This window comes from Lacipirellula sp., from assembly GCF_965279485.1.
GTDB lineage: Bacteria > Planctomycetota > Planctomycetia > Pirellulales > Lacipirellulaceae > Lacipirellula.
The window spans coordinates 1,458,845-1,483,678 of the sequence record NZ_CBDIIC010000002.1 but is presented as its reverse complement, the minus strand read 5'-3'; the positions used below and the strand labels follow the sequence as shown (position 1 = coordinate 1,483,678).

Sequence of the window (24,834 nt, the reverse complement as noted above, 5' to 3'; positions counted from 1 at the left end):
GAGGCTGATCTCCAGCGTTCGCAACGATCATCATGAAGCAGTTACAGGCGGATCGGCAAAACCCCAAGCATCATCTACGTGCACGGCATGTCGCGCAGCGCCGCGGCTACGTGTTGTGGGTAGTGCTCGCGCTGGTTGCCTTAGTCGCCGTCGCCGGCTGGTCGTACTGGGGCGCCAGCGATGGTCGGCCCAAAGATTACAACATCGTGCTCCACAACGTGGCGCGTGATGATTTTACGCTCAGCGTCACGGAGCGTGGCGAGGTCGAATCGGCCGGCGTCACCGACGTGATCTCCGAGGTGAAGGCGAAGAACACGCCGGGTCTCAGTATTCTCCGGATCGTTCCTGAGGGAACGGTCGTGAAGAAGGGGGACTTTCTTGTCGAGCTCGATTCCTCGGCCCTGCGCGAAGAACGCACCGCTGAGCAAATTCTCGTCAATACGGCGGCGGCCCTGGTGGTCCAGTCGCGGAATATCTACGAGACCGCGCTGATCGCGAAAGAGGAATATCTCAACGGCACCTACGTGCAAGAGCGGCAGACGATCGAGAGCGAAGTTTTCGTCGCCGAAGAGAATCGGAGCCGGGCCGAGGAGTACCATGAGTTCAGCAAACGGCTCGCCGCGAAGGGATACATCAACCAGCTGCAACTGGAAGCCGACAAGTTCGCCGTCGAGAAGTCGCAGAAGGAACTCGACGCGGCGAAGACGAAGCTGAACGTTATCGACAACTACACCAAGGCGAAGATGCTGAAGACGCTGGAGAGCGACATCGTCATCGCGAAGGCGAAGTGGGAGTCGGACAAGAATAGCCTGGAGCTGGAAGAGGGGAAGCTCAAAGAGATGGACGACCAGATTGCCAAGTGCACGCTGGTCGCGCCGAAAGACGGCACCGTCACCTACGCCCACAATCGCGAAAACTGGGGGGGCGACGAGTTCGTCGTGAAAGAGGGCGCCGTCATTCGCGAACGACAGGCGGTGATTCGGCTTCCCGACCCCGCCAAGATGCGGGTGGCGCTCAACGTCAACGAATCGCTCATTCAGTATGTGCGCCCCGGCATGCCGGCGACGATTTCGCCGATTGGCACCGGCGGCCGCGCGTTGCGTGGCAGCGTCGACAAGATCAATCAGTACGCCGAGCCGGGCGGCTGGCGGAAGGCGAACGTCAAGGAGTACAAAGCGCTGGTGACGATCGACGATCCGGGCGCTGAGCTACGTTCGGGGATGACTGCGTCGGTGACGATTCGCTGCGAAGAGATTCCGGAAGCGATTCAGGCGCCGGTGCAGGCGGTCTACGCTCACGGCAAGGACTACTACGCGTTCGTTTTCAACAACGGTAATTGGGAAGCGCGGCCGATCAAGGTCGGGCCGACGAACGATAAGTTCTTCGTGATTGAAGAAGGGCTGGCGGAAGGGGATCGCGTTGCGATGAATCCGCGGGCTTATCTCGATCAGGTGAAGCTGCCGCAATTGGCGCCTGAGAGTAAGCAGCAAGTAGTGAAACTAACTCCGGAACTGCCGGCAGCGAAACCTGTGGCAGGCGGTGCAGCCGTGGCGTCGAAGGACGAAACGCAGCCGAAGCCCGCCGCCGAATCGGCCGACGCCACCACGACCGAACCCACGGCCGGCTAGGGCGTGGAGAGCGCCGTTATCGACTTCCCATTCAGTATTCCACATTCCCCATTCACTGAGTGCCCGCCACCGCCATCCTCGCCGCTTCAATCCGCGAACTCCGCAAGGACTACGTCCTGTCGGGCGAGACGGTTCACGCGCTGCGCGGCGTCTCGTTCGACGTGCCGGAGGGGGATTACATCTCAATCATGGGGCCGTCGGGCTCTGGGAAAAGCACGCTGCTCAACTTGCTCGGCTGCCTCGATCGCCCCACGGCCGGCAGCTTTCTGCTCGGCGGCGAGGACGTCGCTCAGATGAACGACGATCAGCTCTCCGAAACGCGAGCCAAGCGGATCGGTTTCGTTTTTCAGTCGTACAACTTGCTGCCGGCGCTCACGGTCGTGGAAAACATCGAGATGCCGCTCTACTACGGCGGCCGGCTCGATAGCGATACTCGTGACCGCTGCGTTTCGCTCGCCAAGCTCGTCGGCCTCGGCAACCGGCTCGATCACCGCCCGTCGCAGCTCTCCGGCGGTCAGCAGCAACGCGTCGCGATCGCCCGCAGCCTGGTGAACGACCCGCGGTTCATGCTCGCCGACGAACCGACCGGTAATCTCGACTCGGTGATGACCGCCGAGATTCTCGATTTGCTCGCGTCGCTTAACGCCGAAGGACGGACGATCATCCTCGTGACGCATGAAAACGAAGTCGCCGAGCGAACTTCCCGTACGATCGTCCTGCGCGACGGCCACATCCTCACTGACGAGAGACGGTAAGCGATGACGCGCTGGTGGCGAACGCTGAAGCTCTCGATCAAGAGCCTGCTGCTCCATCCGCTTCGCTCTGCGCTGACGGTGCTCGGCATTTTCATCGGCGTCGCCGGCGTCATTTGGTTGCTGTCGATCGGCGAAGGGATCGGCCGCGCTGCGGAAGAGCAGATCGCCGGCCTCGGGGCCCGCAACATTATCGTCCGCACGATCAAACCGTCGGCCGACGAGGTGCAAGACGCCGGCTACGGCCTCACTCGCGACGACTACATTCGCCTGCTCGCCACGGTGCCGACGATCGACAAGGCGATCCCGATCCGCGAAGTCTCGCGCGAGTTTCGCCATGGCACCCGCAAGTTCGAAGGCCGCTGCGTCGGCTGCACGCCCGACTATGCTGAGGTAACTCGGCTCATCCCAAGCCAGGGGCGATTCCTCACCGACGGCGACCTGATCAACCAAAGCAACTTCTGCGTGCTGGCGGCCGAGACGGCCGACCGCCTCTTCCCGTATGGCGATCCTATCGGCCAGAAGATCATGGTCGACGAGCACTTTTTCGTCGTCGTCGGCGTGATGCAGTCGCGGGCCCCTTCGGCCGGCATCGGCGGCTCAGTGGCGGCGGAAGATTTCTCCCGCGACGTCTACATCCCGATCACCACCATGGAGACCCGCATGGGCGACATGGAAGTGGTGATGAAGCCGGGCCAGTTTCAGCGCGATCTCAAAGAGCTGAGCCAGATCACGATCCAGGTGAAGGATCGCGATCTCGTTCTGCCGACCGTCGATGTGGTGCGCGATACGATCGCGCGCAACCACACGCTCGCCGACTACGGCGTCACCGTACCGTTGGAACTACTGCAACAGGCGCAAACGACGCGGTTGATGTTCATGCTGTTTCTAGGGTTGATCGCGGCGGTGTCGCTCGTGGTCGGCGGCATCGGCATCATGAACATCATGCTCGCGACCGTCACCGAGCGGACCCGCGAGATCGGCATCCGCCGTGCCCTAGGCGCCAAACGCCGCGACATCACCCAACAGTTCCTGGCCGAGGCGGTCGTCCTGTCGGTCGTCGGCGGCCTGCTCGGCATTATCGGCGGCTTGCTTTGCCGGCCGATCTCGATCCTCATCCGCGGCCGACTGCTGGAGTGGTTTCCCGAGCAGATGTCGACGCTGCCCGAGGTGGTCCGCACGGTAGAGCCGATGATGGTCTCTTGGTCGATCCCGCTGGCGTTCGCGATTAGCGTGATCGTCGGGGTCACCTTCGGTGTGTACCCCGCCATCCGGGCGGCTCAACTCGACCCGATCGAAGCTTTGCGGCACGAGTAATGTAGTAGGCACACTGAGCGTGCCTGGTACAAACATCCTGGGCAACCGCTACCGGTTGTGGTAGCCTGCGGCCCATGTCGTTTGTCGAGTTTTCGATCCGCTGCCCCGCTCCGATCGCGATTGTTCGCGGCGTGGGGGATTGCGCGTGCTGAAACGGTGGTGGACAGCTTTGCGGCTCTGGTTTCGCCTGTTCGCGTTCGTCGTCGGGACGATCTTCTTTTGGTGCTGCATGGAGGTCGACTTCCTCCTCCACCGCCGCACGCCGCGGATCGACCTCATCAATAAGTGGGTCCCCCGCTGGGCGAAGACGCTGCTGTGGTTTTTCGGCATTCGCGTCGAGGCCCGCGGTCCGCATGCCGACCAGGGCGAAGTCTTCCCCGGACGCGACGCCCGCGGCGTCGGGCGCATCTTTGTTGCGAACCATCAGTCGGGCGTTGACATCCCCGTGCTGCTGTCGGTCATTGCCGCGCACGCGATCAGCCGGCATGACTTGGCGAATTGGCCGCTCATTGGCGCCGGCGGCAGGCGGATCGGCACGTTGTTCGTCGACCGCGAGTCGCGTCGCAGCGGCGCCGCTGTGCTGCGGCAAATCGCCGACGCCCTCGCGGCAGGGGAGGGGATTCTCATGTTCCCCGAGGGGACTGCGTTCCCCGGCAACGGCGTTCACGAGTTCAAGTCGGGCGCGTTCAACGCCGCCCAGCGTAGTGACGCCGAAATCATTCCGATCGGCGTCGCCTATGGCGATCCGGCTGCGTACTACTTCAAGGAACCGTTCCTCAACCACATGAAACGCATCGGCAGTTGCCGGCGGTTGCGGGTGGCGGTCGAATTCGGGACGCCGTTGTTGCCCGGCGCCGAGGGTTCGCTCGAGATGAAAGACCACGCTCGGGATGTGGTCGAGTCGCTAGTGGAGCGAGCGAAGCAGCGGCTTGAAGCGGAGGCTTAGGCGGCCGCCGCAGCCCGTGTTCTCCCGCCTCGCCAATCTGCCCACACTTACTGCCAACTGATGTCGACGGAAACGCCATTTGTAGAAATGGCATGTCAGGTTCACCGTTGAGCGCGACGTTTCTACCTGCCGAAAAGTCTCAACCCGCCCCGCTAGCATGCGAATCGTGCGGAAAAAGCGGCCTGCGATCATTCTGGCGCCGGTCTCACAGTCACATTCCACGCCCTAGTCGTAGACGGTATAGGAGTTGCTTAAGTACTGATCCGACGTTCAACGATTTCGGTCGACTGCTAGCACCGAGATCGTCGATATCAGGGGTACCAACGCTGAATTCAGCCGGAAATTCAATCTCCTCTCCAGGCTGACATTGAGCGATCGGACCATTCTCGTACACAATGACTTTTCAGGCATCGACTGGGCTCGCCGGATCGAACTCGACTCGAACCGTTGACGCCGCCTGATCGAATGCCGCCCGGCTGCTGCCGGCAGACCTAACGACGCTCGCTGAGCGGGGAACACGAATCATGCAAATTTACGGCGCTACTCAACTTCACGGTGCTCAATCGCTCCAAGGTCCGCACTGGAACCGTTCGACGACTCCTGCGTCGAGTACCCAGGCGGCCGACACGGTGGAATTTTCGGCTGCGGCCGAAGCGGCCCTCAGCGCTGCCGACGGCGGCGACTTCCGCGCCGACCTGGTCGCCCGCGTGAAGGCTCAGATTGCCGACGGCACCTACGACACCGCCGACAAGATGGCGATGGCGTTCGATTCGATGCTGGACGAAATGGCGTAAGCGGCGGAGGCCGACGCCCCTGGCCCGGCAATTTCTTGAAGCGCCGCTATGCCTTCCAAGCCGCCGGACCCATTTACCCGCGTGCGATAGCCCGCGTGTCCTGCGCCGATCTGGCTCACCCAGCCCTACAGCGCTCCCCGCCCGCCGCGAGCGGCGGGGCTAAATGGCCGTGGCGACGTGGTGAGGGGGATTCGCGGGCGGATATTCCCGTATGACGCCCACAATTCGACCCCGGCATATGTGCTGCCGGCCCTGCATCTTGAGACTGCAGCGGCAATGGGGTAGAATCAATAAGCTCCGCCGGACATGGGTGGATGTTGCTGTTTCCCGCGATTCTCGTGGGTTGGTTCTCTCCGTCGTGTCTCAATTAGCTGCCGAGGATGTGGCTTCCTGAGACTGAAAGGTCTGTCGAAAGCCCGTCATGGAAGCTGATTTCGCGTTAGGCGCCGTCCAGGTCTCCAGCTCCCCCCAGGAGCGGTTCTCGGAGTACCTCCAAAGCCGCGGCAAGCGGATCACCCAGCAGCGGCGAGCCCTGATCGACCATGTCTTCGAACGGCACGACCATTTCGACGCTGACGAGCTGATTGCCAACCTCTCCCGGACCGAACTCGGCGATAAGGTGAGCCGGCCAACCGTCTACCGCACCCTCAACGAGCTGGTCGAAGCGGGCCTCCTCCGCCGCATGAACCTCGGCGGCCGCGCCGTTTACGAGCACGACTACGGCTACCCTCAGCACGACCATCTCCACTGCACGATGTGCGACACGCTCATCGAATTCCAGAGCGACGAGCTGCAGCGAATCCGCGACGCCGTCGGCCGCGAACATCGCTTTCGCGTGACGGGCCACCGGCTGATCGTCAGCGGCGTCTGCCAAGAGTGCAGCACGAAGCGCCATCGGCGGGCCAGCCCGCTCGACTTGGTGTAGTTCGTCGCCACTGCGTGATGATCGCATTTCCGCGGCCAACAAATGCCCGATTTGTGGGTATTTAGGCGATCGGTTGTTGATTGGGGATGTTACGATAGCCATTCGTCCCCTCCGCAACCTCTCGTGACGGCTGAGTCTTCGTGATGCGATTGTCGTTTTTGTGCAGCGACTACGGTCGGGCCCTTGTCGTTCTGTTGATGCTAGTCGGCGGTCCCGCTTCCTTTGCTAGCGAATACCGACTGGTCGCTCGCTCGGGGCAAGTATGGGGATTTCCATCTCGCCCGTCACCGGCGCCTGGAGGTCCCGAATCACCGCCATTCACCGGAGCGTTAGGACGCATCGATTCATTCTCGATGAACTACTCCGGTCATGTTTCATTTGCTTCTTCGGGAGGCCCCTCCGCCGTGTGGAGCGAACTCAGCGGCTCCACTGCCATTGCTGCAGGACAGAGCAGCGCTCCCGGTTTGTCGCCGAACTCGGTGTTCAGTCCGTTTTCGTTCATTGGGCTGCCGATCAGTCCGTGGGTTCGCCTCGACGATCATGGACGGACGCTTATCAGCGGTCTTTACGATACCAGAGGGACTGGCGCCAGCGTCTACAGCGCGGCAGGGTTCTGGTCATATGACGGCGACAAGCGAGAATTGATTGCTGCTGAGTACGCTCAGGCGCCTGTAGGATACCCTGGGCTCTACTTTAATAACTTCGGACCACTGCAATTTAGCAGCCAGCTACCCTCGTTGACCCCCTCCGCGTTCGGAGGATCGTACTGGACGGTCAATGCGCAGCTTCGACAAATCGGCTCAAACTCGAGTTTTGACATTCCGTCGTACTGGCTAATGGGGCCAGAGGGAGCGAGGCTGCTCTACATGCCTGCGACGACGGTCCCAGCTTATGCGACGTTGGATACGGCTTCCAATCGCCTGGGCGAGGCTGCCTACGAAACGTTCGACGCCCCCAATAGTCCAACGCTAGTGCGCGAGCATGCAGGCCTAACGCAAACGATCGTCGGGCCGTCGACGCTTCTACCTGGATTCTCATCGACGCTGGAAGGGGGGGAAGTCAGCAGCCTCAAGCTAAACGATGCGGGTTCGCTCGCCTTCGCTGCAAGGAAATATCATCCTCAGCAATCAGTGGTGGAAGGCGTCTTCGTTGCCGATGCCGCCGGGACGATCCGCACCGCGCTCATCGACGGCATGCCCGTGCCGGGCGTGCCGGGATCAACGTTCTCATCGCTTGGTTCCCAAGGAACTACGCTCTCAATCCTGGCGCAAGAGGAGCATGACGAGTTGGTGATCAACGCTCGCGAAGTCGTCACGGCGACGCCGTCGACGTCGCGACGCTCCCTGTGGCTGGAACGCAACGGCTCGCTCCAATCACTGGCGACGGAAGGTCTCACGCTGCCAGGTTTAGACGCTGCTGAAATCATCAAAGGGCAGGGGAGCGTCCCTATCTTCAGCCAAGCACAGGTGAATGGTCAGGGACTTGTTGTGTTTGGCGCCGGCATTCTGAGTACGACGCGAGCCGGAACTGGCGTCTGGGCGCTACTGCCGGGGGCAAGCGAAGTGACGCCGATCGCTCTGCCCGGTCAGACGATCACCCTCTCAGACGGATCGGTCGAGACGCTAGGCTCGATTGCCCTGGGCGACGTGAACGATCGCGGCCAAATCATTCTGAAGTCGCGCCGGAACGACGTCGACGTTCTTTTCGTGGTCAATTCGCTCGCTACGCTGAGCGACTTCGACGGCGACGGGAACGTTGATGGAGATGATCTCGCCATTTTGAAGGCAGGCTTCGGCGGAGAGATCCCGACGCTCGCCACAGGCGACGGCAACGGCGACGGCGTCATTGACGGGGCCGATTTCCTTCGCTGGCAGCGCGAGGCGACGATCACGGCGCCGCCCGCGGCCACGGCGGGAGTTCCTGAACCGCCGTCACTAACGCTTCTCGCCGTGGCGGCGCTGGTGGGACATTGTTCGCGGTACCGCCGGCGAGCTGGCGGTTAGACCCGTAGCGATTCGCGTTCCGTGCCCGCGGCATAGCGATGGCGAATCGGCGCCACAACTTCCGCCAGGAATTCATCGACCTGTTCCGCGCTCCGGCCGGTGAGCTTCGACGCGTCAACCGCTTCCGCGAGGTCGACGCCGGCGAATGCTTTGTCGCCCGCCAGCCGTTCTAGCAGGTCGTTCGAGCGGCCATGCTGCTTCACTTCGGCGGCGGCCGCTTGGCTGTGCACGCGGATTCGTTCGTGGAGATCTTGCCGGTCGCCCCCCGCCTGCACGGCAGCCATCAGGATGTTTTCGGTCGCCATGAAGGGCAACTCTTCACGAAGGTTGCGGGCGATTACCTCGGGGTAGACGACCAGCCCCTCGGCGACGTTGCGGTAGAGGAGCAGCACCGCGTCGACGCCCAGGAACGCCTGCGGCAGCACGAGCCGGCGATTCGAACTGTCGTCGAGCGTCCGCTCCATCCACTGCGTGGCGAGCGTATCGCCGGGGTTGGCTTGCAGACTCAGCACGAAGCGGGCGAGGCCGCAGATCCGCTCGCTGCGCATCGGGTTCCGCTTGTAGGCCATCGCCGAGCTGCCGATCTGCTGCTTCTCGAACGGCTCTTCGAGTTCCTTGCGATGGGCGAGGATCCGCAGATCGGTCGCCGCCTTGTGGGCCGACGCGGCAACGCCCGCCAGCACGTCGATCACCTGGGCGTCGATCTTGCGCGGGTAGGTTTGGCCCGTGACGGCGTAGGTCGCTTCGAAACCCATCTTTGCGGCGACGCGGCGTTCGAGTTCGCGGACCTTCGCGTGGTCGCCGTCAAACAGATGGAGGAAACTGGCCTGCGTGCCGGTGGTTCCTTTCGTGCTGCGGGCCTTTAGCTGTTCGATGCGGTGCTCAACTTCGGCGAGGTCGATCGTGAGGTCGTAGCACCAGAGGGCGGCCCGCTTGCCGACCGTCACCGGCTGGGCCGGCTGCAAATGGGTGAACCCGAGCGTCGGCAGATCGCGGTACTTCTCGGCGAACGTCGCGAGCGCATCGATCGTCGCCGCCAGTCGCCGGGCGACGAGTTCGAGCGACTCGCGAATGAGCATCAACTCGGCGTTGCAGTTGACGTACTGGCTCGTGGCGCCGAGGTGAATGATCGGCCGCGCCGTGGGGCACTGATCGCCGTAGGCGTGGATGTGGGCCATCACGTCGTGCCGCAACTCGCGCTCGTACTTGTCGGCCGCGGCGAAGTCAATCGTGTGGATGTGGGTCCGCAGTTCCTCGATCTGCGCCTGCGAGACTGGCAGACCCATCTCCGCTTCGGCCTCGGCGAGCCAGACCCACAGTTGCCGCCAGGTGCTGTGCTTGCGCTGAGCGCTCCACAGTTGGCTCATCTCAGCGGAGGCGTAACGGGTTTCGAGCGGATTTTCGTAGCGATCGTGCGACATGAATCAGAGCGGTGGGATAGAAGTAGCCGCGGGTCAACGACCCGCCGGAGCGGTGCGGGAAACGCTCCATTCTACCCGTCTCGTGCGGGATCTGATACCGCCGCCTAAGTCGCTGAAATACGTAGTTTGACGGACTGACCACTGAGGCACGAAGATCGCGAAGGAGCACAAAGGAAGGCAAGGAAAAGATAGATCACCAACTAGGGGAACGAAGCCCATGCGTAGATTGGCGTTTTCTTTCCCTTCTCACTTCTTGGTGCGTCTTAGCGCCCTTCGTGTCTTCGTGGTTCGCTATTCTCACCGCTCCGGCGGGTCGTTGACCCGGGGCTACATGTTGGTGAGGTCGTCGTCGCCGCCGCTGCCGACGAGTTGGTCAAGGACTGCGCCGATTGCCGCCCGCTGCTCGCGCGTGGCGTCCTTCCGCAGGTAAACGCGGCACATTCGGTGCGACACCGGCAGCTGACGAAAGAGTTGATCGTCATCGAGCCGCCGCGTCGCGCCGGCGGCGGTGTAGAGAAAGTTCTGCCCGGCGGTCGCTTTGCCTTCATGGGGGCGGTAGATATGCCGCGGCAGGTCGATCTGCATTTCGATGTCGGCGATCTCGCTCGGCAGTTTGCTGCGGATGGCATGCTCAACCATCTTCGCATCGCTAAAGATGCTCGTTTGCTCCGAATCGCCGGTTCCGAATGTGAGGTTGCGATCATAAACCGCTTCCCAATCGACTTGCCGTTCGAGCAGCCGTTGCCAACGCTCGCCGAGGGCCCGCTTCGCCACGTTGTCGCTCTTATGCCAGTGGGCGACGTCGACGAGCAGAGACCACTCCGTAAAGGTTTTATAGTCTTCGAGATGCTCCAGCGGATTGCCTGGGAATAGGAGTCCCTTGCTGTCGCGGAACAACCCTTCGAGCGTCTTGTCGATCGCCCGCACCGTGCGATGGAAGTAGACGGCGCGGAACAGCTCACTCTTTGTCTGCATGAACCGCAACAGCGCGTTCAGCCCGCGGTGGTGGATCGTGAGGCCACGCTCGCTGAAGAAGCTGTAACGCAGCAACCGGTCGAGATCGTACGCCTTCATGCTGTAGCCCGACATGAAGGCGTCGCGCAGCACGAAGTCCATGTTGTCGACGGTGTAGAGGCCGCAGAATAAACTTCGCAGCAGCGCGAGCCAGCGCGGATGTTCTTGCCCGTCGTGCTCGGTTGGTCGCGTGATGAGCCACGCGATTTGCTTGGGATCAATCCGTTCGTGCTCGAGCAACTCGCTGTTGGGGCAACGGCGGATGCCGCGGAGCGTTTCGCCGAGTTCGTCGATAATGATGTGGGCGCCGAGCGTTTCGTGCGTGAGCCGCGAACCGTCGGCCTGTCGGAACGCACTCAAAAAATGGGCGTCGAAGAAGTGTCCAAATGGCCCGTGGCCCACGTCGTGCAACAGCGCGGCCAGCCGCATCGTGCATTCGACGAAGCCTCGGCTCGGCACGTCGGGGCAAACTTCCTTGAGGCTCGCGTACAATGCCTCGACCGCGCGGCTGGCCATGTGCATCGTGCCGACCACGTGCTGGAACCGCGTATGCTCGGCCGACGGGTAGACCCACCACGCCGTTTGCAGCTGGTGAATTTGCCGTAGCCGCTGGAGCCAGGGGTGGTCGAGCAACGTCCGCTCGGCCGTTTCGCCCGGTTCGGCGACCGAAATGAACGGGATGTAGCCGTGGATCGGGTCGTGGATCAAACTTTCGCGCTGAATGTGCTTCATGGCCGCCATTGTGCCGGTCGTTCGGCAGCCTTGCAACGCTTGCATTCGTTCGGCGCCGCCATATCGGGCCGCGAGCGGCGAACGGTATATTGAACGGCGTCCACTACGTTAAATGCAATCGAGAGTTTCACGCGATATGAACGAACAGCAACTAAGCGAGACGACCGCCGCTAAGCCGCGAGCGATCAGCCCCGTCATCCCGCTGGCGATTCTCGCCCTCTACTGGGGGGCGTTTCTGACGATCAACTATCTGGAACTCGCGGTCTTCCAGACGTTTCTCTACCGTCTCGCAACGACGCTCGCGCTGGTGATCGTCTTCGCCGGCTGGTGGGTGTTCAATCGCGGGGCGTCGTGGCGTGAAAAGCTCGCCATTCCGCTAGTGGCGATTGCGAGCCTCTTCGCCACCATGGCGATTAGCAGTCCCGAGTTGGAAGCAAAACCGCTCGTCGCGCCAATCATGTTCATCATCGGCGGCGCCGTGACGCTCGCGACGTTGTGGATTGTCGTCACCCGCCACGCGAGCCCCGCCACGCGGCGGTGGGGCTTTATCGCGCTGGCGATCCTCATGTGGTCGCCGCTCGCGCTGATCCGCACCAGCGGCATGAGCGGCGGCGCCCTCCCCGAAATGCACTGGCGCTGGACTCCCACGAGCGAACAGGAATTCTTGGCGTCCCGCCAACAAAAAGCCGCGACCGCCGGTCGCGGCGAACCCTCCACCGATTCAGCGATCAAACCAACTGCCCCACTAGTCGCCAACGAAAACGACTGGACCAACTTCCGCGGCCCCAACCGCGACGCCGTCCTCCACAACATCAAGCTAAACACCGACTGGAAGCAGACGCCGCCAAAAGAACTGTGGCGCCATCGCATCGGTCCCGGCTGGTCGTCGATCACTACCGCCGGCGATCGTCTCTTCACGCAAGAACAACGCGGCGATCTAGAAGCGGTCATCGCGATCGATGCGAAGACCGGCGAAGAGGTCTGGTCGCACGAAGACACGGCGCGCTTCTCCGAAGAACTCGGCGGCGACGGTCCCCGCGCCACGCCGACGTTCGCCGACGGCCGGCTCTACACGCTCGGGGCCACCGGCATTCTCAACTGCTTCGACGCTGCTAACGGCTCACTCATTTGGACTCGCGACATCGCGAAAGATTCTGGCGCGAGAATTCCCGAATGGGGCTTCACGAGTTCGCCGCTTGTGGTCGACGGAAGAGTGATTGTCTTCGCTGGCGGCGCTGAAGATCAAAGCCTGCTAGCTTACGCCGCCGATGACGGCCAACCGGCGTGGAACATCGCCAGCGGCGGGCATAGCTATTCGTCGCCGCAACTCGCATCGTTCGGCGGCGTGCAGCAAGTCCTCTATCTCAGCGATAAGGAATTTACGTCGGCTGATCCAGCGACCGGCAAAAAGATTTGGGGCTTCCCCGCCGGCCAAGTCCGCACCGGCATGCCGGCCACGCAGCCACACCTCATCGGTCCCGACGAAGTGATGATCGCCTTTACCGAAGCGGGCGGCACGATGCTGCTCGAACTCGAACCAGGCGCCGAAGGCGAGGAATGGAAGATCGACCCCAAGTGGCAATCTCGCGATCTGAAGCCTTACTTTAACGACTACGTCCGCTATGAAGACGCAGTCTACGGTTTCGATGGCAACATCTTCGCCTGCATCGATCTCAAAACCGGCAAGCGACACTGGAAGAAAGGCCGTTACGGCGCCGGGCAAGTGCTATTGATTGCCGACCAAGGACTGTTGCTCGTTCTGTCAGAAGAAGGGGAAGCGATCCTCGTTGAAGCAAATCCCGAAGAGCTGAAGGAAGTCGCTCGCTTCCCCGTGCTTGAAGGGAAGACTTGGAACCATCCCACAATCGTCGGTGACCGGCTTTACGTTCGCAACGCCGAGGAGATTGCTTGCTACGAGCTGAAGCTGCAGTAATTCGCGGCGTTCTAGGCCCAAACTTCACTCTGGCGACTTCGCGGCTATCATTCACCGGTGCTTCGGCGCCGCTTCGGTTCCACACCTCGCCCGCAGGCCCCACCGCAATGGCCAATCGCCAGACTCTCGGCGGCGTCATTCACGCCTACCAGCAGTACGACCCCAAGCGGTTTCCCAGCCCGACGCAGCCGCCGCCCGATATGACCTCGGCCGCGTTCGAGCACATGCTCATGTATGGCCAGCGTCGCGAATTGACGCCGGAGCAACTTGCTCGTGCCATCAAGATCGACCCGAGCCAGATCTCCGGCCTCGGTCCCAGCATCGACGCGCTCATCGCGATTCTCAAAGAGCGAAAGCGAAAGATTCTTGAACGCTTCGAGACGAACCGCGTGAGCAAGTCAGCGGAGCGCGCGGTCGCCGAGGAAGCCCAACAACTAAAGCCGCCGAAGAATCTGCGCGAGCGGTTCTACTCGGCGGTGAAGAACGAACAGATCCGCGACCTCGAACGGCTGTGGTACGCAGCGGGGAACGACCAATCGGCATTCGCCCGCGGGCTCGTGTCGCTCATCGAAACGCTGGGCGACAAATACCTCGTCGAGCAACTGGCCGCGAAGTACGAGTTCACCGGCCGCGAGTCGCTTACCGTCCCGCAAGCGCTGCAGGTGAAGGAAGAGCTCGAAAAGATCGACGACCTCATCAAGCAACTCGAAGAGGCCCGCGAGACAGCGCAAATTGGCCTCATCGATATGGAGGCCCTCGCCGAGTTCACCGAGCCGGGCGACGTCGACCAACTCAGTGCGCTGCAGCAGCAGATTCAAGACTATCTTCGCGAGATGGCTGAGCAGCAGGGGCTCGAACAGCGCGGCGGCAGTTTTCAGTTGACGCCGAAGGCGTATCGCATCTTCCAAGCGAAGCTGCTCGAAAAACTCTTCAGCGAGCTGGCTCCTTCGCGCAGCGGCCGGCACCAGAACAACGTCATCGGCGAAGGCGCCGTTGAACTCCAGACGACGAAGCAGTACGAGTTCGGTGACTCCGTGGCGAACATGGATATCACCTCCTCGTTCGTCAACGCCCTGATTCGCAAAGGCCCCGGCACGCCGGTGCGGCTCGATCAGGAAGACATCGAGATCCACCGTACCCGCAACACGCCGAAGTGCGCCACCTGCGTGCTGATGGATATGAGCGGCTCGATGCGCTACGACGTGCAGTACATCAACGTCAAGCGGATGGCGCTCGCGCTCGAAGGCCTCATCCGCGGCGAGTACCCGGGCGATTACCTCCAGTTCATCGAGATGTATAGCTTCGCCAAGCCGGTGCCGCGCGGCAAACTGATCGAACTGATGCCCAAACCGGTGACGGTGCACGACCCGATCGTTCGACTCCGCGCCGACATGAGCCGCGACGACGTGAGCGAGCACCAAGTGCCGCCCCACTTCACGAACATTCAGCACGCCCTGTCGACCGCGCGGCGGATGCTCTCGACGCAAGATACGCCCAATCGGCAAATCGTCCTGATTACCGACGGGCTGCCGACCGCTCACTTCGAGCAGCAGATGCTGTATCTGCTTTATCCGCCCGATCCCCGGACCGAAGAGGCGACGCTCCGCGAGGGGCAGCTCTGCCGACGCGACGGGATCACGATCAATATGTTTCTGATGCCGAGTTGGTCGCAGACGGAAGAGGACGTGCGTTTCGCCTACCGTCTTGCCGAGTCGACGAAGGGCCGCGTCTTCTTCACGGCAGGGCGTGATCTCGACCGGTATGTGGTGTGGGATTACCTCAGCCGGCGGCGGGATATTGTGAGCTGATCGCCTAGGTTCTCCATTCGATTGTGGGAGGGGGCTCCGACCCCGAAAACGCTCTGCGACTGTAACCGCCACGCCGTGGTAACCGTTATCTGCGTCGGAGACGCCTCCCACACAATTTGTTAACTAGCACTTCGTCCACCCGCCGCGGCGGGTGGCTCGGATTGCTCCCGGCCAACAACTTCCCGCCATGCCTCCCCTCTCGATTCTCGATCTTGCCTTCATCCCCGCCGGTTCGACTGCCGCCGTCGCGCTGCAGCGTTCGCTCGACCTGGCCCAGCATGCCGAACTTTGGGGCTACCGCCGCTTCTGGCTGGCCGAGCATCACAACATGGTCGGCATCGCGAGCGCCGCGACCGCCGTCGCCATTGGGCACGTCGCCGCCGGCACGCAGACGATCCGCGTCGGGGCCGGGGGCGTCATGCTGCCCAACCATTCGCCGATGGTGATTGCCGAGCAGTTCGGCACGCTCGAGTCGCTCTTCCCTGGCCGCATCGACCTCGGTCTCGGTCGCGCGCCGGGAACCGATCAACTGACGCTGCGTGCGTTGCGTCGCGATATCAACGCAGCGGACACGTTCCCGCAAGACGTGCTGGAACTGCAACAATTCTTCGCGCAACCCGAGCCCAACCAGCGGATTCGCGCTGTCCCCGGCGCCGGGCTCGAAGTGCCGCTGTGGATTCTCGGTTCCAGCCTGTTCGGCGCCCGCCTCGCGGCGATGCTCGGCCTGCCGTACGCGTTTGCCTCGCACTTCGCTCCGGCGGCGCTCACCGACGCTGTGAAGATTTATCGCGCCGAATTCAAGCCGTCGAAGCAACTGCAAGAACCGTACGTGATGGCCGGCGTCAACGTCGTCGCGGCCGAAAGCGAAGCCGACGCCCGCCGCCACTTTACGAGCATCCAGCAGCAGTTCACCAACCTCCTCCGCGGCACGCCAGGCCAACTGCCGCCGCCGATCGACGACATCGACGCCTACTGGTCGCCGGAAGAAGAACTGCGCGCGGCGACGATGCTGTCATGCTCATTCGTGGGCACGGCGAACCAAGTCCGCGAGCAGCTCGAAAGGTTTGCGGTGCAGCACACGCTCGACGAACTCATCGTCGCCTCCGCCATCTACGACCACGCCGCCAGACTCCGCAGCTACGAGCTCCTCTCCCAGTAGCCGCGGGGCAACGCCCCCGCCGGAGCGTTTTTAAAAGTAGTCACCCCCGCTGCAGAGGTACGATCAATCGCCATCCCCATCACTGCTCTTATCTTGAAAGCTCTCGATCGCGCCGTTCGCTTCTGCTCGAACAAACGCGTCGTCGTCCGCAAGGAACGGTTTGATTTGAGGAATCGCTTCTCGGCCGCTGATCGCTGCAAGTGCCGAGACCGCGCCGCCGCGTACGTACGGGTTGCGATCGTGCAGGCAGGCCGTGACCTGCGGCAATGCGCGCGACGCGACAGGGCCCAGTTCGCCTAGCGCAAAGAGCAGGTCACTAACGCGCATTGAATCTTCGTCGACTGGCCGGTCATCGAGCGTTTTGATCAAAAAATCTAATCCCGTCGAATCGGCCCCTTCGATTCGCGCGAGTGCCAGCGCGGCTTCTTGCTGCACTCGCGAGTCGTCGTCTTCTCGCATCATCCGCAGCAACGACGGCGTCGCCGACTTGGCTTTGGGACCGATCATTCCCAGCGCGGAGGCCGCGCCTTGCCGCACTGGCCGACTATCGAGTGCGTGGTCGCTAATAGCCACATAGTAAGGCGCGTCGTCTCCGAGCAACGCAACCAATTGGTCGACGGCGGGCAGTGAGTCGGCGCCGAGCTCTCCGAGTAGTTTCGCCGCGTGGGCTCGCATGCCGGGCAATTCGTCTTTGAGCCGCGCCGTAAGGTACGCAACGGCGTCGGCGTTTTGTTCCCGAAGCGTTGCCCACGCCACGAGCGCCGCGTACCGGATCGATTCCGTTTCGTGAGTTTCGACCAGTTTCTCAAGTCGGGGGACCGCTTCCGGCGCTGGACCGCCGATCTTTCGAAGCGTTTCCAAGACGCTGTGCAGTTTGGCCTCGTTCGCAGCCGCGTTCAACTGCGCTACGAGTGCTGAAGTCGCCGGCTTGCCAATCTTGACTAGCGACTCTGAGGCCGCGACGCCGACCGTCCGGCGTGGGGCGAAGGAAGGATGGCCATCGCCCACATATTCCCTGTCGTCGAGCACAGTGATGAGAGCGGGGACGACGACTTCCGCCTCCGCGGCACGCTCTCCGAGCGCCTCCGCCGCCTGCAGTCGCTCGCCAACGTCGCTCGATTTGAGCTGCGTAAGGAGCGTGTCGGTCACGACAGGCTCAGTGGCTGAACCAGTCGCGCTGCCGACAAGTGCGGCCAATGCCAGAACTGCTCGAATGTAAGCCACCCAGGATCGCATGCTCAGGTTCTCGGGTGACTCGATCCTAACGCCTCGCGGCGCCAGGTTCAAAGTGAGCCGCGCTCGAGCCTGGAAGTCGCGCTCGAACCTAGGGCGTTTCTCTATCCTTCAAGTTGACGGTAGTCGTCTCGCCGGACTTTACTTCGACAGGTTGCCGATGGATCACCTCGATGTCGTAGCCATCGGTCTGTCGGGCAGGGGCGATTGGCTTGCGGATATAAACCTGCAGCTCGTACTTGCCGGGCGGCGCGTTGCCGATCTCGTACGACTTGCCGTCTGGCGAGATCTCTCCGCTAATGATGTCGTCGCGGCCGCTGATCGCCACATCGTTGAGGCGCGGGTAGGCCGCTGGATCGATCGTGCCCGCAACCGTCCCGGTCGCCGTGGCGGTGAAGGTCGTTCGCTGTTGAGTCGCGTCGAACGGGCTTTTCGCTCCGCCCAGCCGCGTTTGTGCGACTCCCGGTCCCCAATAGACTAACTCGACGTCGCGGGCGGGGAGGACGTCGCGAAACTCGAAATTCCCCTGAGCATCAGTCACCGCCGTGAGGAATTGCTTCGCATCGGCTTGGTCAGCGAGTTGACCGGTGCGAATCATCGTCCAATTGAAGGGGAACGGATCGTCTCGCCGCCCGTCGCGGATTCGATCGGACATGATCAAGCGCACTTCAACGCCGGCGATGCCTTGGCCGGCGTTGTCGACCAACTTGCCGGCGTACGTTCTAAGTTGGCTCTTGTCGATTGGCTTGAGCGAGAACTCGACTGGCTCCGCAACGTCGGCGGCCGCCGCGACGACGCGCCGGACGACTTGCCGCTGATACCCAGTGGCGTCGACCGTTACTTGCAGCGGCATCCCGCGGGTGAAATTCCCCACTTCGAACTCGCCCTGGTCGGAAACAAAGGTCTCGCCGCCGCCGACGGCGGGACCCATCAACGTGCCGTTGGGATCCTCTGGGGTGCGGTCGGGCGAGAACGTGACGTGGACGATGAACTTTTTAATGCTTTCGCCGGTGACGGCGTCGACGGCCCGGCCGCGGACAACTCCCTGCGAGGCGAACTTGATGACGATCTCTTCGTCGCGATCGAGCGGCAAGGCCTCGTCATTGATCGGCGAGAAGCCTTGCTTGCGCAAGTTAAACCGGGCGCCTGCGGGGAGCGTGTCGAATACAAAACGACCGTCGTCGGCGGTGACGACCAAACTGCCGTCGTCGCGCCCCGCCATGCCGAAGCGGCCCCCTTGCTCGACGTAAACGCCGGAGATGGGCGCGCCTTGTTCGTCGACGACGCGCCCTACCAGGCGATGCCCTAGCGATAGTTTCACGTCGACGACGGTTGGCTTGTCGTGCGAGCCGGGGGAAAACTCAACGATCCCCGGCGCGTAACCTGGCAGCTTGAAGATCGCGACGTGCCCTTGCGATCCTTCGAAAACGTCGTCGAGTCGGTAGCGGCCCTCGGCGTCGGTGGTCGTTTCGCGGAGGTCGCGAGAGGAGTTGCCGCTATTGGTGATTTTAACTCCCGCCAATGGTTTGCCGGCGTTATCGACGACCTGTCCCGTGATCGAGCCGCCGTCGGGGCGCTTCAGCAGCGTAAAGTTGCCCTCCTGCGTTTCTCCTGCTGTCACCAACGGCGACATATCGAGGCGCAGATCGCTGTACCCGGTCTTGTCGAGGTACAGTTTCAATCCGCTCAGCGGCAGATTCGCAAAGCGATATTTTCCAGCGTCATCTGTTTTTAGATACTCGATCTGCGGGCCGCGATGATCGCCGGGGAAGACGCTAATCCCCACCCCTGCGAGCGGTTGCTGCTGTTCGTCGGCCACGACGCCCGACAATTCAAAACCGGGATCGAGCGCGATCGTTACCGGCGTTTGCCCGACTCCTTGCAATTGAATTGCTTCGTTGCCCTCAGCATAGCCTTTCGCGAAGACTTCCAGCGTCCAAGTTTCGTTGGTCAGTCCGCGAATAGTGGCGATGCCCTCGGAGTCGGTATGGTAGTCGCGCGGGATGTCGGCCCAGGTGAGTAGCACCATGGCGTCCTTGAGCGGTGCTTGAGTCGCGCGGTCGATCACCTGCACTTGCAAGCCGGGGGCCGGTCGCATGCGTAGTTCGACCGCTTCGTCGCCAGCGTTCACCTGTTGGCCCTTGTAGAGCGACGTGCGCGAGGCTGTGTCATCTTTCAAGGCGATGATTTGCAGCTTGCCGGTCGGCAACTCGTCGATGCTAAAACGCCCTTCACCGTTGGTTATCGCCGTTTTCGTATCGTATCTAGTCCGCCCTTTGTTCCAGCCAGAAAGGCGAACTTCGGCGCCGGCCACTGGCTGGCCGTCGGCGTCGTTGACCACTCGGCCCGCGACGTGCGGCGAAGTCGCAGGCGGGGTCTGCGCTGGCTGCTCAGCTTTTTCCTCCTCGGCCTTCGGTGAGGTTGTTTCGCTGACTGCTGCTGGCTTTGGGGCGTCGGTCGGCGGTGTATCGGCGCCATCCGCCGGCGAGGGGCCGAGCATCGCCGTTATTGCGATGAGCGGGGCCGCTAAGGCGCCCAGCACGATCGTGCGGCCCCTTCCAAAGCGCTGCGCGAGAGGGCGCGTCTCGTCGATGATCGCGATAATCCGCTCCTCGACTTGCGCTTGCCGGGCCATTGCGACGAATGGCGCACAGACCCAGCCGCCCCCCGCCAGTCGACTCGCTATGGTCAGCAACGTTTGGGCGTAAGCATGCCGATCTCGATGCTCGCGCAGCACTTCGTCGTCGCAGGCTTGCTCCGCAAGGCTGGCTAGCTTGCGACGTAGGAACCAGGCCAACGGATTGAACCAGTAGAGCGCCGAATTGACGTGCGCCGCGAGGGCGATCAGCGCGTCGCGACGATTCGAATGGATCGTCTCGTGTGCGACGACCAAACGCAGCGTTTCGTCATCCCAGGTACTCCAGTCCCGCGGCAAGAGAATGGCCGAACGCCAGAAGCCGACAGTGACTGGAACTCGCACGTCGGGCGACTCAAGCACGGTTGCAGGGCAGGGGGTTGAGAACGCACGGATCCGTGACTCGGCGTCCAACGAGCGTCCTCGACGGACTAACCGGCGCGCCATCGCCAAGCCGAGAATTAATCGACCGATGCGGCTGGTGGCGACGATCGCGTAGAGCATCGCGAGCAGGCCGCTCCATGTCATCGGTGCGCGCTTGACGTCACGAGTTGCCGTTGCAATCGGACGAGCGTGCTCAGCGCTAGATGGCGCCTCATCGGAGGCGCCAACAGCTGCGGCGGAAGCACTCGCGACGTCGTCGTTTGCTGTCGCCGGATACGGAACGTCGATCGCGGCGACCGGCGTCGCGGCGGTTGTTGCTGCTTGCTGCCATGCGCTCGTGCTCGAGGTGTACGCCGTTTCTGTCGGCAACCAAACGGGCGCTGAGAGTCGTGGCAACGCAGCGGTGAACAGCGGCATTCCGAGCATCGCCGCCAACATCAACGTCCAGACGTGGTGGCGTGCGTTCGCATCCCTTGTACGCGTGACCTTGAGGCCGGCCCAAGCGATTGCCGCCACCAGCAACGACTTGAGCGTTACGTCAACGAGAAACCAGCAGAACTCGATCGAGCTAGCGGCAACCATGGCGGCCTCGGGAATGTGAAAAGGAGAAACGAACGCTTCAACCTCGACGCTTGCTGTCCGCGATCTTCTGCGCAAGTTGCGCGAGCTTCTTCGGTGAAATCACGGCCCCGTCGACCATGCCAACCAGCAAATTCTCGACAGAGCCCTGGCAAAATTGGTCGATGACCTTCCGCACGGCGGCGGCGGCGACGGTTTGCGCGGGCGCCGTTGGCGAGTAGCGATACGTCCGCCCCTCGATCGAATGTTGGGCGTATCCCTTCGCCTCAAGCCTGCGCAGGACCGTGCGAATGGTCGAATCTTTCAAGCTGTGGCCCGGCTCTAAAGCGAGCCGCACTTCCTCGGCAGTCGCCGCTTGGCGCTGCCAGATCACTTGCAGAATGGCGTTTTCCAACGCACTGAGCGGCGGTTTGCCGATTTTAGCCATAGGGATCGCTCTCCGTGACGCGGTGTAGCGTTACATTTTGTAACATATTGCGCTCCGCCGTCAAGAGCGGCAGGCAAGCAACGTGTTACAAGTTTTTAGCGCAGCTCCTATTCAGCCTGCGCCACTCCATGCCGCGATTGCTGTACAATCAATCTCGACCGCCTTCTCAAAAAAACTATTTCAACGACGCATTAGGATCAAACCTCATGTCGCAGTCTGACTCTTCTCTCAATCGTCGCGCGTTCACGAAGCAAGCTGCAGCGGGCTCGCTGGCCGCCTTGGCCGCACCCGCCATTCTTTCCGCCGCGAAGACCGATTCAAAACGCCCCATCGTCGGCGTCGGCGAACACCAATACGAAGTCGATCACCAGTGGGCGAAGCTGCCGGAGAAGTTCACCTGGCAGACGACCCACAACGTCGCCGTCGGCAGCGACGGGTCGGTTTACGTCATCCACGAAGGTCGCGCGAATCAGCCGGAGCATCCTGCGATCTTCGTCTTCGACCCCCAAGGAAACTACATCCGTTCATTCGGAAGCCAGTTCCAAGGGGGCGGCCACGGCCTCGATCTTCGCAAAGAGGGGAACGACGAGTTCGTCTACGCCACGGCGTACCATGCGAAGCGATCGTTCGCCAAGCTGACGCCGGAGGGCGAAACGGTGTGGCATAAATTTGCGCCGATGGAATCGAAGCGTTATGCCGAGGGCGAAGACAAACCGCCGGTAAAAGACAACCCGTGGGGCCGCGATCGATTCCTGCCCACGAACTTTGCGTTCTTGCCGGACGGCGGCTTTTACCTTGCCGATGGATATGGCGGCTACTGCATGCATCGCTACGACGCCGACGGCAACTGGAAGAGCAGCTTCGGCAAAGTTTCCGACGGGGCGAAGCCGGCTGACGGCACGTTCAACACGCCGCACGGCGTTTGGATCGACGCTCGCGGCGCGGAACCGCTCGTCGTCGTCGCCGATCGCGCGAATGCGCGGCTGCAGTGGTTCACGCTCGATGGCGAACATCGCCGCACGCAAGACGGCTTTCTCCTGCCGGCGAACGTCGATTCGCAAGGCGAACTATTGCTAGTTCCTGATCTCGTCGGCCGCGTGACGCTGCTCGATGGCAAGAACGAAGTGATTGCCCACCTCGGCGACGACAGCGAGCGGATGAAGGCCGACGCCAAGCATGCCATCCGCGGCGATGAATCGCAGTGGCTCGACGGCAAATTTGTCCATCCTCACGACGCCTGCTTCGACGCCGACGGCAACATCTACGTCGCCGAGTGGGTCGGCAGCGGGCGGGTGAGCAAGCTGACGAAAGTTTCGTAACGGCTGCAAACGCTGCTCACTTCCGATCGGCGCGGCCATCTGGTCCGAAATATAATCGCATTTCGCATCGCGAATGTGTAATATGGCTGGCTGCTGAGATCTGTTACCACAACGATCGCGGGAGCGTGCGCCGCATGAAATCTACCCACATCTTGCTTGCGTTGGTTGCTCTTTCAGTGATTGCGACGCCGGCCTCCGCGCAGCAGGAAGTCCGCTTAAAGTCGGGCGGCGTGCTGCTCGGTTCCGCCACCATCGACGGCGAGCACGCGATCGTTCTAGTGGGCGATTCGACGTTGAAGGTGCCGCTCGCCAATGTGGCGGAGATTTCCGCGGTGGCGAAGGCCGACCAGCCGCAGCCGCGGCGCATGCTGCTCACTGCGCTCGAGTCGCGAATCCTCAACGGCGCTAGCAAGGAAGTCGTCGGCATTTTGGCCGAGGCTTCTAGGCTCTCGCCGGAGGATCCGCAGATTGCCTTTTGGTATGCCACGAGTCTGCTCGACGCCGGTTACGGCAAAGCGGCTCACGAGGCGCTTCAGTCGAACCTCGCGGCGATTCGCAAAGCGTATCCCGGCGCCGCGGATCAGTTGGCGTCCCGCGTCGAGCAGCGCCTCGCCATCGAGAAGCTGCCCGGCGATTTAGTTCAGCGGCTCGACCATCTTGCTGCGCATGGGCGGCAGCGCGAGTCGGGCGGCAGTCGAGATCAGCGCGCCTGCTATGCGGTGTTCCGCGTCGTCGATCAGCGCGGCGCACCGGTGCAAGTCACTCGCCAAGCAATCCAGGCAAGCGGCAACGACGAACAGCTCGAACCCTTTTCCGGCGGTTACTACTTGTTCAGCTTTTTTCAATATTCAAACAATCATCACGAGCCCTGTCTGTTGAATATTCGCGACATTGGCGTTCGCCAGGAGACATTGCAATTGCGCATCGGCGAGTCGGCATATCGATTGCCGCAGGAGATCGCCGTTCACCGCTTTGACGAGAGCGACAAGCGTCAACTCCTGGTTAAAGCAGTAGGCCGTGACGGCAAGCCGTTGAAAGGAGCGCGAGTCGTCCTGACTCCGCTCAGTTCCAACGGCAACGTCAGCGACCAGGAGCTTGATTTCAAAGCCAATGCAAAGGGAGAAGCGAGCGTCCAAGCCTTCCCCGGCTCGTACCAAGTTCGCGTCGAGCGTCCTGGGTTCGTCTCCGTTGCGGAAAACGTTCAAATCCGGAATGAAGACGATTCCCAGCAGCAAGAATTCAAGCTCTATCCGCAGATTGCCGCCGCGGCAGACGTCGAATGGCGTTGGCTGTCGATGGTTGGCGGCGAGACGCTGCAAGGCGAAGTCAGAGCGGCGTTTTCCACCATTTCCGGTATGCAGCAACAGTTTCCTTTCCCCATTCGTTTTGAGCAGGAAGCAGACTCCCTCTTCATTCACATGATGGGTCCGCAGATGGGGAGTTGGAACGGCCGTCCGCATAGCCGCATTCCGTCGATTAAGGAAATGGTCGTCGAAACAGACAACGACCAACCCGCCGATAGAGAGGCCCAGCAGAAGGCGTTTGATGCGCTCGATCTCAAGAAACTGAGCGACTCGTCGGCCAAGTTTAAAGAGATTGAGTTCAATCAGGGACGCACCAGCACTCGGGCGCCGATTGAGATCGGGAAAATCTACGTCGTGACCGTTACCACGATCAACCATCAACGTGGCCAGCCGGGAGAGTTGGCGTTCAAGGTTTGGGTCGATCGAGACACCAGCGTGCGAAGCGAAGGGGCCGCGCGAGGCGAAGACAGCCCCTTCAGCGGGTTCTAGGCGAGAAGGGTTGCCGGCGGCGGTGATTTCCG

The 24,834-nt window shown here is 62.0% G+C and carries 17 protein-coding genes; 12 read left to right on the top strand and 5 right to left on the bottom strand.

Going from position 1 to position 24,834, the window contains the following annotated elements; translation table 11 throughout:
* Positions 1–32: 32 nt before the first annotated feature.
* The 7 genes from ACQY7R_RS13610 (at position 33) to ACQY7R_RS13580 (ending at position 8,365) form a co-directional block, all read left to right on the top strand.
* Positions 33–1,628 (top strand): efflux RND transporter periplasmic adaptor subunit, encoded by a 1,596-nt coding sequence (locus ACQY7R_RS13610; protein ID WP_428306138.1) that lies wholly within the window; start codon positions 33–35, stop codon positions 1,626–1,628.
* A gap of 59 nt (positions 1,629–1,687) precedes the next feature.
* Complete coding sequence (locus ACQY7R_RS13605; protein WP_428306137.1) at positions 1,688–2,383, top strand: ABC transporter ATP-binding protein; 696 nt, start codon at positions 1,688–1,690, stop codon at positions 2,381–2,383.
* A 3-nt stretch (positions 2,384–2,386) separates the two neighbouring features.
* A complete protein-coding gene (locus ACQY7R_RS13600) occupies positions 2,387–3,697 on the top strand; it encodes an ABC transporter permease (protein WP_428306136.1) in 1,311 nt (436 codons plus the stop codon).
* A 169-nt stretch (positions 3,698–3,866) separates the two neighbouring features.
* Positions 3,867–4,643, top strand: a complete 777-nt coding sequence (locus ACQY7R_RS13595; protein ID WP_428306135.1) for a lysophospholipid acyltransferase family protein — start codon at positions 3,867–3,869, stop codon at positions 4,641–4,643.
* A gap of 524 nt (positions 4,644–5,167) precedes the next feature.
* Positions 5,168–5,437, top strand: coding sequence for a flagellar biosynthesis anti-sigma factor FlgM (locus ACQY7R_RS13590; protein WP_428306134.1), 270 nt, complete (start codon positions 5,168–5,170; stop codon positions 5,435–5,437).
* A gap of 421 nt (positions 5,438–5,858) precedes the next feature.
* Entirely contained in the window at positions 5,859–6,362 is a 504-nt protein-coding gene (locus tag ACQY7R_RS13585) for a Fur family transcriptional regulator (RefSeq protein ID WP_152100550.1), read from the top strand.
* A gap of 353 nt (positions 6,363–6,715) precedes the next feature.
* Positions 6,716–8,365, top strand: coding sequence for a DUF7453 family protein (locus tag ACQY7R_RS13580; protein ID WP_428306133.1), 1,650 nt, complete (start codon positions 6,716–6,718; stop codon positions 8,363–8,365).
* Here the strand turns inward: ACQY7R_RS13580 and purB are convergent.
* Entirely contained in the window at positions 8,362–9,786 is a 1,425-nt protein-coding gene (gene purB, locus ACQY7R_RS13575; RefSeq protein WP_428306132.1) for an adenylosuccinate lyase, read from the bottom strand. The genes ACQY7R_RS13580 and purB overlap by 4 nt on opposite strands.
* 327 nt (positions 9,787–10,113) lie before the next feature.
* Positions 10,114–11,532 (bottom strand): HD domain-containing protein, encoded by a 1,419-nt coding sequence (locus ACQY7R_RS13570; protein WP_428306131.1) that lies wholly within the window; start codon positions 11,530–11,532, stop codon positions 10,114–10,116.
* 136 nt (positions 11,533–11,668) lie between these two features.
* Between ACQY7R_RS13570 and ACQY7R_RS13565 the strand changes: the two genes are divergently transcribed.
* From ACQY7R_RS13565 to ACQY7R_RS13555, 3 genes are all read left to right on the top strand, one after another.
* Positions 11,669–13,465: a PQQ-binding-like beta-propeller repeat protein gene (locus tag ACQY7R_RS13565; protein WP_428306130.1), complete on the top strand. Its 1,797-nt coding sequence runs from the start codon at positions 11,669–11,671 to the stop codon at positions 13,463–13,465.
* A 107-nt stretch (positions 13,466–13,572) separates the two neighbouring features.
* Positions 13,573–15,273 carry a hypothetical protein gene (locus tag ACQY7R_RS13560; protein ID WP_428306129.1) on the top strand — a complete coding sequence of 567 codons (1,701 nt, stop codon included), beginning with the start codon at positions 13,573–13,575 and terminating at the stop codon, positions 15,271–15,273.
* A gap of 187 nt (positions 15,274–15,460) precedes the next feature.
* The gene (locus ACQY7R_RS13555) at positions 15,461–16,432 is read left to right on the top strand and encodes an LLM class flavin-dependent oxidoreductase (RefSeq protein WP_428306128.1); all 972 of its coding nucleotides are present in this window, start codon (positions 15,461–15,463) and stop codon (positions 16,430–16,432) included.
* A 63-nt stretch (positions 16,433–16,495) separates the two neighbouring features.
* On the opposite strand, the gene ACQY7R_RS13550 is transcribed toward ACQY7R_RS13555, so the two are convergent.
* The 3 genes from ACQY7R_RS13550 to ACQY7R_RS13540 form a co-directional block, all read right to left on the bottom strand.
* Positions 16,496–17,581 (bottom strand): HEAT repeat domain-containing protein, encoded by a 1,086-nt coding sequence (locus tag ACQY7R_RS13550; RefSeq protein ID WP_428306127.1) that lies wholly within the window; start codon positions 17,579–17,581, stop codon positions 16,496–16,498.
* A 175-nt stretch (positions 17,582–17,756) separates the two neighbouring features.
* Positions 17,757–21,266 (bottom strand): carboxypeptidase regulatory-like domain-containing protein, encoded by a 3,510-nt coding sequence (locus ACQY7R_RS13545; protein WP_428306126.1) that lies wholly within the window; start codon positions 21,264–21,266, stop codon positions 17,757–17,759.
* A gap of 37 nt (positions 21,267–21,303) precedes the next feature.
* The gene (locus ACQY7R_RS13540; RefSeq protein ID WP_428306125.1) at positions 21,304–21,690 is read right to left on the bottom strand and encodes a BlaI/MecI/CopY family transcriptional regulator; all 387 of its coding nucleotides are present in this window, start codon (positions 21,688–21,690) and stop codon (positions 21,304–21,306) included.
* A gap of 206 nt (positions 21,691–21,896) precedes the next feature.
* On the opposite strand from ACQY7R_RS13540, the gene ACQY7R_RS13535 reads away from it, so the two are divergent.
* Both ACQY7R_RS13535 and ACQY7R_RS13530 read left to right on the top strand, forming a co-directional pair.
* On the top strand, positions 21,897–23,009 hold the full coding sequence (locus ACQY7R_RS13535) for a peptidase (RefSeq protein ID WP_428306124.1): 1,113 nt from the start codon (positions 21,897–21,899) through the stop codon (positions 23,007–23,009).
* Positions 23,010–23,143: 134 nt separating this feature from the next.
* The gene (locus ACQY7R_RS13530; protein ID WP_428306123.1) at positions 23,144–24,802 is read left to right on the top strand and encodes a carboxypeptidase-like regulatory domain-containing protein; all 1,659 of its coding nucleotides are present in this window, start codon (positions 23,144–23,146) and stop codon (positions 24,800–24,802) included.
* The last annotated feature ends 32 nt before the right edge of the window (positions 24,803–24,834 follow it).

Excerpts from the sequence above, each read along its gene's own strand:
- ACQY7R_RS13610 (WP_428306138.1), top strand. The coding sequence starts at position 33 with ATGAAGCAGTTACAGGCGGATCGGCAAAACCCCAAGCATCATCTACGT.
- ACQY7R_RS13600 (WP_428306136.1), top strand. The coding sequence starts at position 2,387 with ATGACGCGCTGGTGGCGAACGCTGAAGCTCTCGATCAAGAGCCTGCTG.
- ACQY7R_RS13590 (WP_428306134.1), top strand. The coding sequence starts at position 5,168 with ATGCAAATTTACGGCGCTACTCAACTTCACGGTGCTCAATCGCTCCAA.
- ACQY7R_RS13585 (WP_152100550.1), top strand. The coding sequence starts at position 5,859 with ATGGAAGCTGATTTCGCGTTAGGCGCCGTCCAGGTCTCCAGCTCCCCC.
- ACQY7R_RS13580 (WP_428306133.1), top strand. The coding sequence starts at position 6,716 with ATGAACTACTCCGGTCATGTTTCATTTGCTTCTTCGGGAGGCCCCTCC.
- purB (WP_428306132.1), bottom strand. The coding sequence starts at position 9,786 with ATGTCGCACGATCGCTACGAAAATCCGCTCGAAACCCGTTACGCCTCC.
- ACQY7R_RS13570 (WP_428306131.1), bottom strand. The coding sequence starts at position 11,532 with ATGAAGCACATTCAGCGCGAAAGTTTGATCCACGACCCGATCCACGGC.
- ACQY7R_RS13565 (WP_428306130.1), top strand. The coding sequence starts at position 11,669 with ATGAACGAACAGCAACTAAGCGAGACGACCGCCGCTAAGCCGCGAGCG.
- ACQY7R_RS13560 (WP_428306129.1), top strand. The coding sequence starts at position 13,573 with ATGGCCAATCGCCAGACTCTCGGCGGCGTCATTCACGCCTACCAGCAG.
- ACQY7R_RS13555 (WP_428306128.1), top strand. The coding sequence starts at position 15,461 with ATGCCTCCCCTCTCGATTCTCGATCTTGCCTTCATCCCCGCCGGTTCG.
- ACQY7R_RS13545 (WP_428306126.1), bottom strand. The coding sequence starts at position 21,266 with ATGGTTGCCGCTAGCTCGATCGAGTTCTGCTGGTTTCTCGTTGACGTA.
- ACQY7R_RS13540 (WP_428306125.1), bottom strand. The coding sequence starts at position 21,690 with ATGGCTAAAATCGGCAAACCGCCGCTCAGTGCGTTGGAAAACGCCATT.
- ACQY7R_RS13535 (WP_428306124.1), top strand. The coding sequence starts at position 21,897 with ATGTCGCAGTCTGACTCTTCTCTCAATCGTCGCGCGTTCACGAAGCAA.
- ACQY7R_RS13530 (WP_428306123.1), top strand. The coding sequence starts at position 23,144 with ATGAAATCTACCCACATCTTGCTTGCGTTGGTTGCTCTTTCAGTGATT.